This is a genomic window from Bacillus sp. FG16 (genome assembly GCF_057809515.1).
This window is the reverse complement of sequence record NZ_JBMDKC010000015.1, coordinates 34,845-52,192: the sequence shown is the minus strand read 5'-3', so window position 1 is coordinate 52,192 and position 17,348 is coordinate 34,845. Positions and strand designations below refer to the sequence as shown.

General features: G+C 35.4%; 15 protein-coding genes and 1 pseudogene. 10 read left to right on the top strand and 6 right to left on the bottom strand.

Annotated features, from left to right (window positions below):
• Both ACODS7_RS08250 and ACODS7_RS08245 read left to right on the top strand, forming a co-directional pair.
• Complete coding sequence (locus ACODS7_RS08250) at positions 1 to 1,377, top strand: sensor histidine kinase (protein ID WP_243168409.1); 1,377 nt, start codon at positions 1 to 3, stop codon at positions 1,375 to 1,377.
• A 201-nt stretch (positions 1,378 to 1,578) separates the two neighbouring features.
• Positions 1,579 to 2,049 carry a DinB family protein gene (locus tag ACODS7_RS08245; RefSeq protein WP_029442794.1) on the top strand — a complete coding sequence of 157 codons (471 nt, stop codon included), beginning with the start codon at positions 1,579 to 1,581 and terminating at the stop codon, positions 2,047 to 2,049.
• 152 nt (positions 2,050 to 2,201) lie between these two features.
• Here the strand turns inward: ACODS7_RS08245 and ACODS7_RS08240 are convergent, their stop codons facing one another.
• Entirely contained in the window at positions 2,202 to 3,461 is a 1,260-nt protein-coding gene (locus ACODS7_RS08240; RefSeq protein ID WP_029442793.1) for an MFS transporter, read from the bottom strand.
• Positions 3,462 to 3,530: 69 nt separating this feature from the next.
• Positions 3,531 to 4,154, bottom strand: coding sequence for an ArsR/SmtB family transcription factor (locus ACODS7_RS08235; RefSeq protein WP_014895296.1), 624 nt, complete (start codon positions 4,152 to 4,154; stop codon positions 3,531 to 3,533).
• Between the two features lie 185 nt (positions 4,155 to 4,339).
• Between ACODS7_RS08235 and ACODS7_RS08230 the strand changes: the two genes are divergently transcribed.
• Complete coding sequence (locus ACODS7_RS08230; protein WP_016080983.1) at positions 4,340 to 5,404, top strand: ABC transporter permease; 1,065 nt, start codon at positions 4,340 to 4,342, stop codon at positions 5,402 to 5,404.
• A complete protein-coding gene (locus ACODS7_RS08225) occupies positions 5,404 to 6,075 on the top strand; it encodes an ABC transporter ATP-binding protein (RefSeq protein ID WP_243168410.1) in 672 nt (223 codons plus the stop codon). Before ACODS7_RS08230 ends, ACODS7_RS08225 begins: the two co-directional genes overlap by 1 nt.
• Before the next feature lie 54 nt (positions 6,076 to 6,129).
• On the opposite strand, the gene ACODS7_RS08220 is transcribed toward ACODS7_RS08225, so the two are convergent.
• The 3 genes from ACODS7_RS08220 to ACODS7_RS08210 all read right to left on the bottom strand — a co-directional run bounded on the left by ACODS7_RS08220 (position 6,130) and on the right by ACODS7_RS08210 (position 9,839).
• Positions 6,130 to 7,479, bottom strand: coding sequence for an FAD-binding oxidoreductase (locus ACODS7_RS08220; RefSeq protein ID WP_016080985.1), 1,350 nt, complete (start codon positions 7,477 to 7,479; stop codon positions 6,130 to 6,132).
• A 521-nt stretch (positions 7,480 to 8,000) separates the two neighbouring features.
• Positions 8,001 to 9,107 (bottom strand): LPXTG cell wall anchor domain-containing protein, encoded by a 1,107-nt coding sequence (locus tag ACODS7_RS08215; protein WP_243168411.1) that lies wholly within the window; start codon positions 9,105 to 9,107, stop codon positions 8,001 to 8,003.
• A gap of 150 nt (positions 9,108 to 9,257) precedes the next feature.
• Positions 9,258 to 9,839 (bottom strand): AAA family ATPase, encoded by a 582-nt coding sequence (locus ACODS7_RS08210; RefSeq protein WP_088115151.1) that lies wholly within the window; start codon positions 9,837 to 9,839, stop codon positions 9,258 to 9,260.
• A gap of 220 nt (positions 9,840 to 10,059) precedes the next feature.
• Between ACODS7_RS08210 and ACODS7_RS08205 the strand changes: the two genes are divergently transcribed.
• From ACODS7_RS08205 to ACODS7_RS08180, 6 genes and pseudogenes are all read left to right on the top strand, one after another.
• The gene (locus ACODS7_RS08205; protein ID WP_142333843.1) at positions 10,060 to 10,974 is read left to right on the top strand and encodes a class I SAM-dependent methyltransferase; all 915 of its coding nucleotides are present in this window, start codon (positions 10,060 to 10,062) and stop codon (positions 10,972 to 10,974) included.
• A gap of 143 nt (positions 10,975 to 11,117) precedes the next feature.
• Positions 11,118 to 11,336 carry an RtcB family protein gene (locus ACODS7_RS08200; RefSeq protein ID WP_029442788.1) on the top strand — a complete coding sequence of 73 codons (219 nt, stop codon included), beginning with the start codon at positions 11,118 to 11,120 and terminating at the stop codon, positions 11,334 to 11,336.
• Between the two features lie 282 nt (positions 11,337 to 11,618).
• Positions 11,619 to 12,578: an RtcB family protein gene (locus ACODS7_RS08195; RefSeq protein WP_098629948.1), complete on the top strand. Its 960-nt coding sequence runs from the start codon at positions 11,619 to 11,621 to the stop codon at positions 12,576 to 12,578.
• A 327-nt stretch (positions 12,579 to 12,905) separates the two neighbouring features.
• The gene (locus ACODS7_RS08190) at positions 12,906 to 14,138 is read left to right on the top strand and encodes a DUF4073 domain-containing protein (RefSeq protein ID WP_243168412.1); all 1,233 of its coding nucleotides are present in this window, start codon (positions 12,906 to 12,908) and stop codon (positions 14,136 to 14,138) included.
• A 274-nt stretch (positions 14,139 to 14,412) separates the two neighbouring features.
• Positions 14,413 to 15,408 (top strand): D-cysteate sulfo-lyase, encoded by a 996-nt coding sequence (cuyA, locus tag ACODS7_RS08185; protein ID WP_048565115.1) that lies wholly within the window; start codon positions 14,413 to 14,415, stop codon positions 15,406 to 15,408.
• 260 nt (positions 15,409 to 15,668) lie between these two features.
• Positions 15,669 to 16,223 (top strand): annotated as a pseudogene (locus tag ACODS7_RS08180) (DUF7018 domain-containing (lipo)protein).
• Between the two features lie 125 nt (positions 16,224 to 16,348).
• On the opposite strand, the gene ACODS7_RS08175 reads toward ACODS7_RS08180, so the two are convergent.
• Positions 16,349 to 16,942 carry a hypothetical protein gene (locus tag ACODS7_RS08175; RefSeq protein ID WP_098629951.1) on the bottom strand — a complete coding sequence of 198 codons (594 nt, stop codon included), beginning with the start codon at positions 16,940 to 16,942 and terminating at the stop codon, positions 16,349 to 16,351.
• Positions 16,943 to 17,348 lie beyond the last annotated feature (406 nt).

Genomic DNA, 17,348 nt, shown 5'->3' with positions numbered 1-17,348 from the left:
ATGAAATCACTATATTCTAGATTTGCTTTTATGACAGTCGGTATTATGCTTCTTAGTAGTATTATCGGCTTTTTATTGACGAACGTATATTATCAAGTGAAGCTAAAACCGTATAATAGTGAAAAAATTTTAAAGTATGCTGAAGAAGTTAAATCGTTATATGAAAAGCAAAGTGAAGAAAATCAAGAGACGTACTTACATTCTATCGCAAAGTTAGGGTATGAAATTTATATTGTCGATGATCAAAAGAATGGAAAGCGTATTGGCAATGCGTTTCGTAAGACGTCTATTAGCGATGCTACTGTTCATAAAGTATTGCAAGGAGAAACGTTTAATGGTGTTTCCACCTATCCAACTCGTCTCTTTATTACAGGGTTTTTCGATAATGAATTAATTAATAGCGTCGGTGTACCAGTGCAACACGGTGATAAACAGTACGCTTTATTTATTCGTCCTGACATTCAGAACCAATTTGGCGAAATGCGAATTTTCTTAGCGGTATTACTTGGGTTTATCGTACTATTAAGTATTATTTTTATAGCGATTGCAGCAGGTTATATCGTTCGCCCAATCCGTAAATTTACGAAGGCTACGCAAAAAATTGCGAGTGGGGAATATAAAATTGAATTAGACGTAAAACGAAAAGATGAAATAGGAACGTTATCTACGAGCTTCCAAAAGATGACGAAAAGTATTAAAGAACTAGATGAAATGAGACAAGAATTCGTTTCGAACGTTTCACATGAATTTCAGTCGCCGCTTTCTTCTATACAAGGTTTTTCGAAGACGTTGCAAACAGAAAAGATGAGCGTGGAAGAAAGAAACCATTACTTACAAATTATTGAGGGTGAAAGTAAGCGAATGTCTAGTTTATGTAAACAGTTACTCACGCTTGCATCACTAGATAAAGAAGAGAAAGTTCTACAAATAAAAGAATTCAATTTGCAGAAGCAAATTAAAGACGTTATTTTTATGCTCGAATGGAAATGGCGTGAAAAAGATATCGCTGTTGAATTTGATGTGCCAGATATCACTATAAAAGGTGATGAAAACTTACTTCATCAAGTATGGAGTAATATCTTTACGAATAGCATTAAGTTTTCAAACGATGGTGGAACGATTGAGTTTTTCGTGGAAGAGTTAGAGTCTAGCGTTATAATTTCTATATCAGACAACGGAATCGGTATGGAAAAAGAAGAAATGGATCGTATTTTTGACCGTTTTTACAAAGTAGATACAGCAAGGGCAAGAAACGTAGAAGGTAGCGGTTTAGGATTATCGATTGTGCAGAAGATTGTTGAACTGCATCATGGAAACGTTTCAGTGTATAGTACAAAAGGGGAAGGGACGACTGTTCGGGTTGAGCTTCCTAAATAGATAGAAGAGGCTGTTTGGGAACAGCCTCTTCTTTTTTTGTCGCTAGTATACGTGTAAAATGAAAAAATATGAGTCATTTTAATTGCATAATCGGATGAGTTTATGGAGTGGGATTAGGAGGAAGTTTATTTAAAAATGTAGAATCTCTACAGAGTTAGAGGGAGTGTATTAAAACTTGAACTGTGTAGGGAGGAAATTACTTTGAAACGAATTGACTTGTTATTAAACGTACTAGATTCAACATTCGATAAAGAGAGTTGGTATGCACCGTTTAAACATGCTATAGAAGGACTTACAGCTGAACAGGCTATGTGGAAACCAGCTGGAGAGACAACGAATACCATTTGGGAGAACGTTAATCATCTCACTTATTACAAAGAAAGACTTGCTGCAAACTTGGAAGGACGTGAATGGACACATAATCTTGATGGTAATGACACCTTTTATCTTACTAAGCAATCTAATGATGATACGGAATGGAAGGAAGTCGTTGAACGCTCTGAAAATGCTCAGCGTAATTTAAGACAGATATTAAGTGCAATTTCTGAAAGAGAACTTGAGCAAAATTCACTTGAAGGTAAATTGCTGAACATTATGCTTCATGATGCTTATCATACAGGCCAAATTATTCAATTAAGGAAAATGCAGGGGGCATGGCCATCAAAGCGTTAACTGAACCTTTTAGTTGGTGCTATTTTTTGAATAAATTTTAGATATTCAAACGACTTTATTGTTATATTTTTAGTGAAGTATTTTACATCCAAAATGAAATAATTATATTTTTAACCCCGTCCCCAATTTAGAACGGGGTTATGTTTGTTCTGTTATAAAGCCGCACCTTTCCCGGACTCTTCTTTAAACCGAAGCTCAAAAGTATCCGCTGTAATTTCATCAGCTTTCGGCAAAGCCCGTAATTTTGGATGAAGCAGCCATACGAGAGAAATGAATAAAATCCCAATACTAGCAAGCGCGAAAATGAGTTGGCTACTATATACATTCGCAGTGTATCCGCCAATTAAAGAGCCAAGCGGCATAGCAATTGTGCCCATACTCCGTGTGACTGAATTGATGCGCCCAAGATATTGGTTTGGAATTACAATTTGACCAATAGTCGCAAATAATATGTTGGTCGCACCAATTGGTATCCAAGCTAACCCGAATAAAAAAATGGATAACCATTGAAACGGTACAACCGTAGAGAGAAACCAAAAGAAAGCGCCAGTTGCAAAGCTAATAATGGAGACACGGCCAACATTATATTTCCCAACCCATGAACTGAATAGTGCTCCAATTAAACAACCAGCGGATATAGCGGCTAAAAAGAAACCATATAATTTCACACCGCCTAAAGAATCAGCGAAAGAAGGGAGTATTGCCATCGTCATACCAATTGAAAAATTAGCGACAACGGAACCGATTAAGAAGATACCCATCAATGAACGAAAGACGATTGAAAAGCCTTCTTTTAAATCAGAGAAATATTGCTTAGTTGAAAGTGTTGTGTCTGCTTCAGTTTGTTTTGGTATTTTTAATGAAAAGAACAAAAGGGCAGTAATCGCGAATGTAAAGGAGTCGATCACATATAAAGTAATTGCGCCGAATAGTGCTACTAATATTCCAGAAAGAGTCGTACAAATTAAATCAATGCCTTGATATGCAAATGAAAAGAGTGAGTTTCCTTTTAATAATTGTGTTTTATGCAGTAGAAGTGGTAAAGCTTTCGATTGTGCAGGATAGGCGAATTGTTCGATAAAAGCTATGATGGGCATAATGATGAGTAGTAGTTGGACTGTTAGTAGGTCGAAGTAGTGTGTAATAGGAATGATTAAAATAAGAATGCATTGCAAAACTTGTGTGATTACGAGGGTGTTTTTTATTGACCATCTATCAACGAATGGACCAGTAAGAAATTGTAATGCAGAAGGTAATAACGTAAGGGAACCAGCCAATCCAGAATAAAAAGGATTACCACTTAATTTGTATACGAGCCACATCGCTGCTACATAATACAAGCTATCTCCTATGTTTGTAAAAATTCTTCCTAAAAATAATAAGAGGAAATTCCGGTTTTTTAATATGTCCACTTGATCTACTCCTTTATAATAAATTTATTCGGTAAAATAAATTTGACCGTTTATGTAAAAAAAATCGTATTACGATTTTTCTTCTTTTTTAATAAATTGCTGCATTGTTCTCTCAGCGATTTGAAGTGCAGTAGTAGAAATATAATAAGGTTTACTATTCGGATCTTTATCTGCACCTTTTGTGATTTCGTTTAATTCAGCCATTAATTCATAAAACTTTTTCACCCACACTTGAAATTGTTCTGGCGTAGCATCAAATTCCCAGCAGGATGAAACGTAATTCCACTTAGCTGGATCTTCACTTGCATTTTGTAATGTAAAAGCTTCTTCTGGTGCAGCGAGAATTTGGCTTTTCGTTCTTTCTATCATTTGTAAAAAGATTTGGCGACCTGATTCGCTTAATATTTCTAAATGAGGTAATAGATCTGCGGCAGGGGTGAAGCCTTTAGCGACAGATTGATAAAACTTTTGAACAATCCCATTCTTTTCTTCTGTATAAACGATCTCTATAAGACCATTCTTTTCTAATTCTTTTAAATGATAATGAATTTTCGCCCTTGAAATGCCGAATTTCTCAGATAGTAATTGTCCAGTATAAGGACGTTCGCATAGACGTATCATCATTTCGGCACGTAATGGATCGCTTAATGCTTTTAGTTGGCTATAAGTAGTTAGTGTTAATACGGGCTTCAACATGATCAACTCCTTGAATTAAATTACTCGGTCAATATTATTTGACTGAATTGTATCAAGGATTCTATTTATTTTCAATACTTTCAGAAAATTTATTTTTTTACTCTGTAATCTTCTGTTCATATTCCGTTCATATTTCTTTTTTATGATTAGTGCATAGAAAGAAAGAGGAAGGAGCGAGCATAATGTTTTTAGCTCTGCGTGAATTGAAACAATCAAAATTAAGATACGGATTAATCGGACTTATCATGGTTTTATTATCATTTTTAGTCCTTGTTATTTCAGGATTAGCAAATGGATTATCATATGATAATGCTTCATCGATTCAAAATATGGAGGCGAATAAGTTCGTTTTAGCAGATGATGCGGAAAATAAATTACTTCGTTCACAAATTAAGAAAGACGATGTAGATAACGTAGTAAATCAAGTGGGCGAGAAAGAGGCAGTTCCATTTCGGGTGAAAGTTTCAACGTATGAAAAGAAAGATAGTTCGAAAAAGGTTGATATCGCTATTTTTTCAAGTGAACGCGATTCATTTTTAGAACCGAACATTGTAAAAGGTGAGAAATTAGGTACAGCAAATAATGAAATGGTTGCTGACGAATCAATTAAAGAAAAAGGAATCGATATTGGGGATACAATTATCGATCCTGTTTCAAAGAAAGAATTTACAATCGTCGGATTTACGAAAGATCAAATGTTTAGCCATACACCAGTCGTTTATGTAAATGAAGACGTATGGGGCGCTATTTCACAACCAAACCAAAAAGATTATAGTGCAATCGCACTTAATACAGATAAAGAAGTAAAAAATGCACACGTAATTGACAAAAAAGAAGTGCTGCAAAGTATTCCAGGGTTTAAAGAAGAGCAAGGAACATTAACGATGATCATTGCATTCTTACTTGTTATCGCTGCATTACTAATTGGTGTATTCTTCTACGTTATTACACTGCAAAAAACACAGCAATTAGGTGTATTAAAAGCAATCGGTACAAAGAACTCGTATTTAGCAAATAGCTTAGTCGTGCAGGCGTTATTCTTATCAGTCGTTGCGATGGTAATCAGTATCGTTCTTGTACAAGGGTTAGAACAAATTTTACCAGCAGGTATGCCGTTCTTATTAACAACACCGATGATTGCACAATATGCAGCAATCTTTATCGTAATTAGTATTTTAGGAACACTTATTTCGTTATACCAAGTATTAAAAGTTGATGCGCTAGAGGCAATTGGAGGCGGGATGTAATGACTTCATTATTAAAATTAGACAAAGTAAGTAAAGTGTACGGAGAAGGGAATACGGAAGTAACAGCCCTTCATCCGATATCGCTTGATGTGAAAGCTGGAGAATTTATCGGAATCGTTGGTCCTTCTGGATCAGGAAAAAGTACGTTATTATCAATCGCGGGTGCACTATTATCACCGTCAAAAGGGGATATTTACATTCGTGAGCAAAATATTACACAGTTATCAGAAAAGGAAATGACAGATATTCGTTTGAAAAAAATCGGTTTCATCTTTCAGTTTGCAAACCTTGTTCCATATTTAAATGTGAAAGAACAATTGCTTTATATTGCAAAGTTAAAAAAAGATAGTAAGAAAGAATCGGAAAAGCGTGCAGATCATTTATTAGCGGCGTTTGGGTTAGGAGAAAGAAAGAATCATTACCCAAATCAACTATCTGGCGGGGAAAAACAAAGGGTAGCAATCGCTCGTGCGTTCATGAACAATCCGGATTTAATATTAGCGGATGAGCCAACGGCGAGCTTAGATTCAAAACGTGCACGTGAAGTCGTAGAAATGATGAAACGTGAAGTGAAAGAGAGCCAAAAAGCAGCAATTATGATTACACATGATGAAAGAATGCTTGATGTATGTGATCGTATATTGACGCTTCGAGATGGGAAATTGGTATGATGAAAAAAAGAACTCTTACAATTGTAAGAGTTCTTTTTTTTGTTTTTTCAAGCATTAACAAGAGGAAGAGGGTGGTATACTTTGTGGGAAACGGAAAAGATTTTCGGGGTCATATTTTGCTTTTACTTTCCGCAGCTTATCAAAGTTTGCTCCGTAATATTCTTGTCCGAAATTTTCGATGTTTTGATCTGGAACATTTACATAAGAACCAGTTACATAAGGTTTTATTAATTGGCGTACCCTTTCAACTGATGCTAGATTGGCAGCTTCTTCGGATTTGTCTTTCCAGCTAGCAGTCCATTCTGTATAAAATAACGGGCTACGCCAAAAGAATGCTGTTTTACTGCTAGGTACTTTACTAATAGCACCTCCCCAATTAATAAAAAAGAAATTAGCCTCTGTTCCAGTAGCTTCTTCTAAAAATCGTTTCATAATGGAAATAGGTTCTTCCGGCCAAAGGTTAAGTGCCCAGGCAGAAGAGAATTTAACACTTTGATCAGATCGACCAGGGATTGGCTCATCTGGATCTAAGAAATCGATAGCGGCTGGGTAAGGTAATTCTTCTATAACAATTTGTGTTGGAGTTCCAGCATTTGTTAAAGGTTCTAATAGTTTGATGAGTTCACTTTTGGAACCTAAAAAAATACCTTCTGCATGGCAAAGTCCATTTATTTTGCTGTAAATTTCAAGAAGGCAGCCTAATCGTGAGTCTACAAAAGGTGCCCATTCTTGCCAAACTTTGAAAACAGTTTCTAACTGATCCCATGGCCAAATGATATTAAAGACTGTGGCAGTATTAGGGGCACGATGAAGCTTCAATGTATATTCAGTGTTGTATCCGAAGTTTCCACCACCACCACCTCTAGAAGCCCATAATAAATCTTTATTGCAACATTGATCTGCTTGAATGATTCGGCCTGTCGCATCTACTGTTTCTAAAGCAATAAGGTTATCACTTATTAGACCGATTGTTCGTGAGACTACTCCAAAACCACCGCCCATTGTAATGCCACCGATTCCAACTGTAGGACTATCTCCAAACGGTGACATAAAACCTTCTCTAGCTAGTCCCTTTACAAGTGGCCCGACGTGAATTCCAGTTTGAACGGTTGCGATACCATTCTTTTTATCTAAACTTACTTTGTTCATATCACTTACATCGATAACGATGCCGCCATTTACTACAGAAAGGTTTTTATCTAGTGCATGTCGACCACTTCTAACACGTAACGGAACATGATTTTCGCGAGCCCATTTAATGGCGTTACTAACATCATATGAATTTTGTGCAAAAACAAAGACGAGGGGGAAGACATCAACGTAAGGATTCCAATTCTTAATAGCTTCTAAATAACCGGGATCTCCTTTGTAAATTACTCGTCCTGTAAGTTTTGTTGAACCCATGTATTTCACTCCTTATCAATATTTATAGATGTCGTTCTAATGTAGCAATGGAACATGGTCATGTAGTAATTAGAAGAATAAGAACTTTATGAGAGGGGGATGAAAATATCATGTAGGTACGAGTAGAGGTTAAATATATGGTGATTTAGATGATTTGGAAAATTTTATTGCTACACAAGTTCTATTAGTAGTGTATGAATTAAGAGTTAGTATTGTTAAAGAATTGTACACTTTCCTATTAGTATGACTTAGGGGAATGACAGTTTTTCAGTTTTGTTAAAGTATAAGGAACTAATCTAAGTTTGAAATTTGATAATTATATTTATTTTTGAGGTATTATCATAATGAAAAAGTGAAAGGTTGGGCTCTGCAACAAATGATATGTGGATAGAAATAGAATCTAACTGTAGAGGGATAACTAGTTTGTAAACGTACTTATATTTGGTCTCTTCCTTAAGAAGCCTATGCATAGGCTTCTTAGAGAAGGGACAGTAGATTATATAATCAAAATGATAGCTGTTTTATAAATACTTTTTAATTTTATTACGAGTAAGTAATAAAACACCGCCTAATACAGATAGCATTCCTAGAGCCATATTGTTTGATTGCTCGCTACCAGCGTTAGGAAGTTCTTTAGCGTTATTGTTTTTAGTACCATTATCTGCTTGCGTTTGTTTAGATTGTGATACTTCATTAATCTTGTTATCAACATTTTGCTTCGTTGTATGTAACTCAGCTAATTTGTCGTCAATTTTTTTCTCAGTATGCTTAAAGTCGTTGATTTTAATATCTAAGTCTTGTTTTTTCTTTGTTAAATCGTCTGAAACAGTTTGTTTAGATTGTTTAATTTCGTTAATTTTATTTAGTAAATCTTCTCTAGCCTTTTGTAATTCAGCTAGTTTGTTTTTTACATCTTGTTTAGCTAATTCTAAGTTAGCGGAAAGGCTATCTAAATTGCCTTTAATTTTCTTAAGTTCCTCTAACGTGTTACGAGTATTCGGCTTGTTTTCTTTTAGCTCAGCGAGTTTGTCCTCAGCAGTTTGTTTCGCTTTCTTTAACTCAGCTAATTTGTCATCTACTTGTTTTTTAACTTCCTTAAGTTCATTAACCTTTTGATCAATGTTCTCTTTATGTTGCTTCATTTCATTCACTTTTTCATCGACAGTTTGTTTATGTTCTTTAATCTCATTAACTTTGTTATCGATATTTTGCTTATGTTCTTTTACTTCAGCGACTTTATCTTCTACTTGTTTTTTATGCTCTTTAATTTCAGCGATTTTATCTTCGGCGATTTGTTTGTCTTGCTGAAGTTTTGCATCTAGTTCTTGTTTATGCTGTTTAACTTCGTTAATTTTTTCATCAGCAACTTGTTTACGTTCATGTAGTTCATTCACCTTTGTATCAACATTTTCCTTAACTTTGTTAAGTTCATTTAATGTTTGATCCACGTTTTCTTTGTGCTGCTGTAATTTCGCATCTAACTCTTGCTTATGTTGCTTAATTTCAGCTAATCGATCTCCCGTACTTTGCTGAGGAGTAGCATCATTTACTTCCGCATGAGCAGAGTTCGCGCCAGCAATCATTGCTAAAGCTAGTGTAGACGCAGCAATTGTTTGTTTTGTTTTCATATTTTTGTACCTCTTTTCTTTCATATGCATGAGCTGTTTTGTGTAAAATTGAGCATATAGAAGTAGATTCTTCCATTATTATATACCATCTGCGCCGTCTAGAGGAAGTATTTGCATAATAATCTATGATTATGTGATTTTTATAGTCTCTTATTTTGGAGTAGGGGAGAACTCTTTAGCAAGATGGACAATTTTTAATATAGTAGAGTTTACATTCTTACTGTTACGAATAACAAACAAATAATCAGCTTCATTTTCTATAGGATCTACTACGTCTTCATGTAGTGATTCAACTTGTTGGCGGTGGAGGACTTCTTTGAAACTGGAATAGTTTCCCCTAAAAATATTTGTACTTCGTTTACTAAGGGCCACTCTTTCATAAAGTACATCATCTGGGATGTCAAAGTGAACTAATACGCGTATATATTCCTCCTTCTTAAACAATTCATTTAGCAAATACATTCGTCCGTTTAGGCTTCTATTTGAGTTACAAATAATAAGGTGTAAATTTGTATGTTCTTTCGCATAATCAACAATGAATTTTGAAAGACCGTGCTTTAGTGTATTTGAACCTTCTGTCGGCTGTAATTTTTCATAATGTGTGTTAATAAATTCAGCTTGGTTGTCTTGGTCCATAATAAAAGAATTAGGTAACTCTTTTTCGAGCTCTTTTGCAAATGTAGTTTTTCCACTGTGTGTTTTTCCCACTGTAATGATGACTAATCTTTTCATGACGCCCTCCATTTGTATTGTTATAAACTGGAATATTCGGTGTAGATCGAAATCTTCCTTCTAGAGATTACACAAATTGTTGGAGCGTAGTAGGCTGAAAACTTGACAAAAAAACTTATTTATGCTATAATTTACCAATATAAAAATAAGGTGTATAATAGGGTTCTCCTGGCCAGGGGAACCCTATTTTTGTTGTGAAAATGAAGGAGAGTGTATGTGCATGAAACAAGGTGAAGCAAGTGTAACGGCATTAGTATCGGCTTTCGGAAGGGCATATCATAGTGAATTTGATAATCCTAAAATCTTTGATGATTATGTAGCTAAAAATTTCATTTCACAAAAAGAACGTAACGATATTGAAACGAATATGGTTCAAGGTATACATTTTTTCAATAAAGATATCGCAGAGCAGTTTCAAGACAATCCAAAAGAGATATTAAAATGGATTACGCAAGTTCAGTTATCACCAACACCTTTAGCACGTGCGGCATATTGTGAAAGAGTATTACTACATGAAATTATATTAGGAGCAAAACAATACGCCATACTCGGTGCAGGCTTAGATACGTTCAGTTTTAGACACCGAGAATTAGAAAATAAAATAGAAATATTTGAAGTGGATCATCCTTCTACACAGGCGTTTAAGAGGGAAAGAATAAAAGAAGTAGAACTTGAAGTTCCAAATAACCTTCATTTTGTTTCAATGGATTTTACGAAAGGATTTTCCTATGAACAGTTACAGAATGAAGGATTTGAACATAAAAAGACTTTCTTTAGCCTTTTAGGTGTTACGTACTATTTAACGAAAAAGGAGCTTGCTAGTTTAATAGAGTGTTTATTCGAGATAGTTCCAGTAGGGAGTTCTATCGTTTTCGATTATCCGGCTGAAAACTTATTTACGGAAAAAGGGTTGTCTAACCGAGTTGAAAATATAGTAAAAATGGCAGCGGTAGGTGGAGAACCGATGAAGTCATGTTATTCTTATCGCGAAATGGAAGCATTGTTAGAGAATTCAGGTTTACTCATTTATGAGCACTTATCACCAGAGGACATAAATACATTATATTTTGCCGGAAGAAATGATTATTTGAAAGCTTTCGAGACGGTACATTATGTGCATGCGGTGAAGAGGTAGGAAATTAACAGGCATGGAGAGGAATCTCTGTGTCTTTTTTTATAAAAAAGGAAATGAGCTGTAGTGGTGGAAAATATAATTATAAATATATAATATATATAAATTAATGTTTTGTAGAAACTAAAGGAAAGGGGAAATAGAAGATGTTGAAATTACAAGGAAAATACAATGAAGCGAAAGTGTATACTACGAATGTAGAAGAAACGGCAGCAGGTCAAATACTCGATCTTTGTAACCAAGAATTCGTAAAGGGTAGCAAGATTCGTATTATGCCAGATACACATGCGGGTGCAGGTTGTACGATTGGGACAACAATGACGATTCAAGATAAAATTGTTCCTAATTTAGTCGGGGTTAACTAATCGGCTCAGACTGTAAACTACTCACTCAATTGACTGGGAACCCTAACGATAAAAGGCGAGGGCAATCAGCAGCCAGTGGTTATGGTGACATAATCGAATGGTTCAGAGACTTGTACCATGTTAGCAGACTAAGGTATAGAATTATTCTTCATCCATTTTGAGTTGAAGAGGAATAATTAATACGGTGAGCCTACAGTAGAGACTGCATATCTCGATGACTGTAGAGAAGGTATAGTCCACTCTTTCAGGAAACTGGGAGGTCAGTACGATATTGGTTGTGGCATGGAAGTTGTTATGATCGACAAAAAGAAAGAAGAAATCAACTTCGATCACTTAGACGAAACGATACGTAAATTTGTCCCAAGTGGTTTTCGTATTCGAGATAAGGAACATAGATTTTCAAAAATGATTGATTTTGATAGTGTAAGAGCCCCGTTTACATTGCAACGTGCTCAAAAAAGTATTGGTACACTTGGCGGGGGCAATCATTTTGTCGAACTGAATGAGGATGATAAAGGAAATGTATACATTGTCATTCATAGTGGTTCGCGTAATTTAGGGAAACAGGTAGCAGAGTATTATCAAAACTTTGCTTACGAGCAACTTATAAACGTTAAATCTATTAAAGAAGAAATCATTGAACGTTTAACGAAAGAAGGTAGACAACAAGAGATACATGAAGCTTTACGTGAAATTAAGAAACCGGTGATTCGCAAAGAATTAGCTTATTTAGAAGGACAAGGATTTAAAGATTACATGAATGATATGAAAATTGCTCAAAAATATGCGGAGTTAAATCGTAAAGCAATGATTGATGAAATCGTCACTAAAATGGATTGGAAAGTAACAGATCAATTCACTACAATCCATAACTACATCGATATGGACAATATGATTCTAAGAAAAGGTGCTATTTCAGCTCAGAAAGATGAACGAGTAATCATTCCAATTAATATGAGAGACGGTTCTATCATTGCATTTGGTAAAGGAAATCCAGATTGGAACTTTTCTGGCCCTCATGGAGCAGGACGTATTATGAGCCGTAAGAAGGCGAAAGAAGTACTGAACTTAGAGGATTTTCAAAATACAATGACAGAGGTTTGGACTACATCTGTAGCAGAAAGTACTTTAGATGAAGCACCAATGGTATATAAGCCAATGGATGAGATTGTTGAGAATACAAAGGACACAATTGATATCAAACATATTATTAAGCCGATTTATAATTTTAAGGCTAATTAAAAGAGGAGTAACGTTTATTAAATGAAGAGAACTTGAAAAGAGAGCGTATTTTGTGGCGGTTATATAACAAAGATTAAAAAGACAACATATCAAACGAAGAGATTCATCATATTCATTTACATTTATGTAATGTTAAAGACTAGAAATCTAGATTGGCGCGAATTACTAATTGTGGAGTGTGAAAAAAAGACAAAATCTCTTAAAAAACACTTAACTTTTAACTCCATCTATCTTTACAATCCCTTCCTATAATGTGAATTGGACAAGCACCTAAGAGAAAGCAGAACATGTCAGTTTGTACATTCTATTATTAGGGGGAGAATTTGTATGAAAAAGACAGTTGCTTTGTTAGCAGTTATGACTGCATTATTACCGACGTTTTCAGCACATGCGGAAGGGAAAGAGCAAGTCCGAAAATCAGCTACAACTTTTAACGTTATTAGTGATATTCAAGGGGATTTAGGGGATTTTGATCATGTGCTAAAAGATATGAACAAAGTGACGCCACTTTCTAGAGCGCTTATTATGAATGGGGATATAACGCCGACTGGGCAACAGTCACAATATAATGATGTAAAGCGTGTGTTAAATAAAAATAAGCATCCAGAAAATGTATGGTCTACTGTTGGGAATCATGAGTTTTATGCTGGTAAATGGACAGCGGATGGGAAACTCTCTCAAAGTACATGGCCAAATGGTGTAACGGAAGAAACACTATTTGGTCGCTACTTACAATTTAGTGGACAAGAAAAGGTATATCATAAAAAAGAATTAGATGGCTATCCACTTTTATTTTTAGGAACTGAAAAATATATGAAATACCACGATTCAAAAATGTGGGACGAAGTATATATGAGTGATGAGCAATTAGGTTGGTTAAAACAAAATTTAGAAGAGTATAGTCAAAAAGATAAAAATAAGCCAATCTTTATTTTCTCTCATCACGTTTTACCTGATACAGTATCTGGATCAAGACAATCACCATATTTACAAGATTATTTAAACGTGGATAAATTGTACGATATATTAAAAGACTATCCGCAGGTTGTTTTCTTCACGAGTCATACACATTGGGATTTAAACTTACCTGACTGGGCTGGTAAAAAGAAAATTACAGGCGGAGATGAAAAAGGTTTCACTGTTGTAAATACGGGCGGGATTGAAACAGGCTGGATGTCAGCAGGACCAAATGGAGGAGAGAAAACTGCTCCAGATGGCTATTCATTTAAACAAGGGTTACAAGTAAAAGCATATGGTAACGATGTAATTGTGACAGCTTACGATTACAAACGTGATAAGGATATAAAGAAGTTATTAATTAGTGATTCAAAAATTGCGCAGATGGCACCAAATGTAACGGCAGATGATCGTAAAAATATAATTGTCGGTGCAAATGAATATATGGAGTATTCTATAGAAGGAACGAATGAGTGGCATACGTATAGTCAAGCAAATCCTCCGAAATTTGATGGAGATAAAGTCGTATACGTACGCCATAAAGGTGAAATGAATTTAGAGCCGGGATTAACGCAGTTACTTCGTTTTTCGGTAAATAAGTGATTGGAGGGAGTCTGCATTTGAATGTGTGGGCTCTTTTTTTGTTGATGAGAAAGGGGTTGCCTGTCTGTCGTTTTTTGTCGATAGATCGATATATTAAGAAAATCGTTGATATAAATTTCATGTACCGTAATTAAGTTAAAATCATTAATACGGTTTTACTTATCAAAATGAAATTCTAATACATTTTTAACCCAGAAAGGTGACTTCACCATTTTTACATGTAATAATAGTAACGTTACATATATTGTGAAAGAAGTACAAAAGGAGCGTTACAATGAATTTAGCTAAATTCCCGAGAAAAAAATATACAGAATCATATACACCAATTGAAAAGTTAAACAATTTTTCTGAAGCACTTGGTGGCCCGACTATTTATTTTAAACGAGATGATTTACTTGGTTTAACAGCCGGTGGTAATAAGACGAGAAAGTTAGAATTTCTAGTTGCGGATGCACAGGAAAAGGGTGCAGATACGTTGATTACAGCTGGTGGTATTCAGTCAAATCATTGCCGCTTGACACTTGCTGCTGCGGTAAAAGAAAAGATGAAATGTATCCTTGTATTAGAGGAAGGGCTTGAGCCAGAAGAGAAGCGAGACTTTAACGGTAACTATTTCTTATATCACTTACTAGGTGCTGAAAACGTAATTGTTGTACCGAACGGAGCAGATCTTATGGAAGAGATGCAAAAAGTAGCGAAAGAAGTTAGTGAAAAAGGTAATACACCATATGTAATACCAGTTGGCGGATCAAATCCTACTGGCGCAATGGGATACGTTGCTTGTGCGCAAGAAATTATGGCGCAATCATTTGAGCAAGGAATTGATTTCAGTTCAGTCGTTTGCGTAAGTGGTAGCGCTGGTATGCACGCTGGTTTAATTACTGGTTTTTCTGGAACGCAAAGCCATATTCCTGTAATTGGAATTAACGTAAGTAGAGGAAAAGCTGAGCAAGAAGAGAAAGTAGCAAAACTTGTAGATGAAACTTCAGCACACGTTGGTATTCCAAACTTTATCCCGCGCGACGCTGTTACGTGCTTTGATGAATATGTAGGGCCAGGCTATGCGTTACCAACGCCGGAAATGGTAGAGGCAGTTCAGTTACTTGCGAAAACAGAAGGTATTTTACTTGATCCAGTGTATACAGGTAAGGCAGTAGCGGGATTAATCGACTTAATTAAAAAAGGTAAATTTAATAAGGAAGACAATATTTTATTCGTACATTCAGGTGGTTCACCAGCTTTATATGCGAATACGTCTCTATTTGCGTAAGTGTAAAAAGCATTGGGTATCCAATGCTTTTTTGTTATATACTGGAATTATCGAGAGGTAGGAGGATTATATGAACTCAAATTTAAAATGGATCATATATACGGTACTCGGCATTTCTATTCTATTAATCTTATTTGTAGCTTATGGGGTGTATTCTTATTTTACATTTTAAAAGCGTAATGGAAGTGAACCATAATGTAATGTATGTTATAGTTTGATATGTTAATTACTTACAATAATTTCTACAAGGAGAATACATAATGAGAGCAAAGAAACTAGTAACGTTAGCAGTTCCATTTATGCTGTTAGTCGGATGCGAAGTAGGAGATAAAGATTCTACTCATAAAACTGAGCAAACTAGTAAAGCAATAACGAAAACAGTAATTTCCGAACAACAGTATCCGTACTACATAAGTGAACAAGTGGTAGAGTTCCAATTTTAGAAGGATGAACTATTACTAAACTTAGGAGAATCCTTAAAGGATAAAGAAAAAGCAAAAGCTGTTTTAAAAACATCAAACGAGATAGATAAAATTTTAGATAATATGGAACACATAAAAGTACCTGATACATACAAAGACATTCACAAATCCATACAAGAAGGGGTAACAGAGGCAAGAAAAGCAACGAAGTTAATTAAGGATGCTGGTAAAGAAGATAAACAGAAGATTCAAGAAGCTACAATGAAAGGTACTGAATTTTTATCAGGTGTAGACGGAGAGTATTGGAAAAAAGCAATTTATGAGTTATCACAGGAAAACAAAGATGCTTATAGTAAGGCACTTGATAAGAAAGTAAAGGAGCACTCAAAGTAAAACAGTAACTTGTAATAATACATACCCACCTCAAATTTCCGCGAATGCTAGGAAGTTAGGTGGGAGATTACTTCCCTTAAATGTGGCTGATTAAAGCTACAGCCATATTTTCCGGTTCTAATTAACTAAAAGAAGAATTTCCCCATCCCGATTAGACTACTGATCATTCCTATTCCACTCATGGTGCCTTTTCCTGCTGTAAGTAAGTTTCCAAGCATTCCTAGCTGACCGTTACCTCCGTTATTTCCCCATCCCATGGGACTTACCTGTCCACCCCATCCTGGAGGGTTTCCAAAAACACCCCATTTATTGGTACTAAAATTAAAAGGATTGGCTGGCGGCGATAGTAAAGCGGCAAGATTCCCTTGTGCGAACATCCCTGTATGATTGAACGGTTGGATCCAGGGGGAGGGAGGTTTTTGAAAATTGAAACCTGCATGGCCTGGTAATGGAGCCCAATTAGCAGAATGTCCTTGGGACATTATCCCTGCATAATTGATTGGCTGCCCCCAAGAGAAGGGAGGGGGATGGGGACTGAACCCCGTATAATTGGCTGATGAATCCCAACTAACTGGATAGACTCGACAACTCCAATTCTCAGGAATCTTCAAATCATTCATTACCTCATATTTAGTTATTTTGGGCTGTGAATATAATGAAATTTGGTTAGAATATTGTTCCCCGTTTCCTTTTGAATTCAAATACCAATATTGGTGCATACGCTTATTCCCCTCACTTTAAAAATGTAATGTTAGACTTAGCCTATGTAATATTCCTTTTTATGGATGGTTACATAACTAGATCTACAAGCCCGTATTTAAAGGAATGGGTGCGTGGTCTGGTTGATTTTTCTCGCTGCCTGTAAAAGTCCCACTGATTTAAAGTTTCATTTTATTTTAGGAGGGGATTTTCAGTTGCTTCTTTTGTGTATTTCAGCCTAATTTAATTTCCGTTAACAAACGTTTTTATAAAGGTTTAATCAACAAAAAGATTTTAAAATGTTATGTTGGGCAATTGGAATTGCTAAAAAGAGAATATCCATTCGAAGAGTTTGGCAAAATACTGCAAGGATAATGTTTTCTTGTGCAAATATGCAAATGATTTAAACGAATCAATGAAATTTAT

What these genes read in the sequence shown, in the direction of transcription:
- ACODS7_RS08250 (WP_243168409.1), top strand. Translation starts at nt 1, where the DNA reads ATGAAATCACTATATTCTAGATTTGCTTTTATGACAGTCGGTATTATG.
- ACODS7_RS08230 (WP_016080983.1), top strand. Translation starts at nt 4,340, where the DNA reads ATGTTTTTAGCTCTGCGTGAATTGAAACAATCAAAATTAAGATACGGA.
- ACODS7_RS08225 (WP_243168410.1), top strand. Translation starts at nt 5,404, where the DNA reads ATGACTTCATTATTAAAATTAGACAAAGTAAGTAAAGTGTACGGAGAA.
- ACODS7_RS08220 (WP_016080985.1), bottom strand. Translation starts at nt 7,479, where the DNA reads ATGGGTTCAACAAAACTTACAGGACGAGTAATTTACAAAGGAGATCCC.
- ACODS7_RS08215 (WP_243168411.1), bottom strand. Translation starts at nt 9,107, where the DNA reads ATGAAAACAAAACAAACAATTGCTGCGTCTACACTAGCTTTAGCAATG.
- ACODS7_RS08210 (WP_088115151.1), bottom strand. Translation starts at nt 9,839, where the DNA reads ATGAAAAGATTAGTCATCATTACAGTGGGAAAAACACACAGTGGAAAA.
- ACODS7_RS08205 (WP_142333843.1), top strand. Translation starts at nt 10,060, where the DNA reads ATGAAACAAGGTGAAGCAAGTGTAACGGCATTAGTATCGGCTTTCGGA.
- ACODS7_RS08200 (WP_029442788.1), top strand. Translation starts at nt 11,118, where the DNA reads ATGTTGAAATTACAAGGAAAATACAATGAAGCGAAAGTGTATACTACG.
- ACODS7_RS08195 (WP_098629948.1), top strand. Translation starts at nt 11,619, where the DNA reads ATGGAAGTTGTTATGATCGACAAAAAGAAAGAAGAAATCAACTTCGAT.
- ACODS7_RS08190 (WP_243168412.1), top strand. Translation starts at nt 12,906, where the DNA reads ATGAAAAAGACAGTTGCTTTGTTAGCAGTTATGACTGCATTATTACCG.
- cuyA (WP_048565115.1), top strand. Translation starts at nt 14,413, where the DNA reads ATGAATTTAGCTAAATTCCCGAGAAAAAAATATACAGAATCATATACA.
- ACODS7_RS08175 (WP_098629951.1), bottom strand. Translation starts at nt 16,942, where the DNA reads ATGCACCAATATTGGTATTTGAATTCAAAAGGAAACGGGGAACAATAT.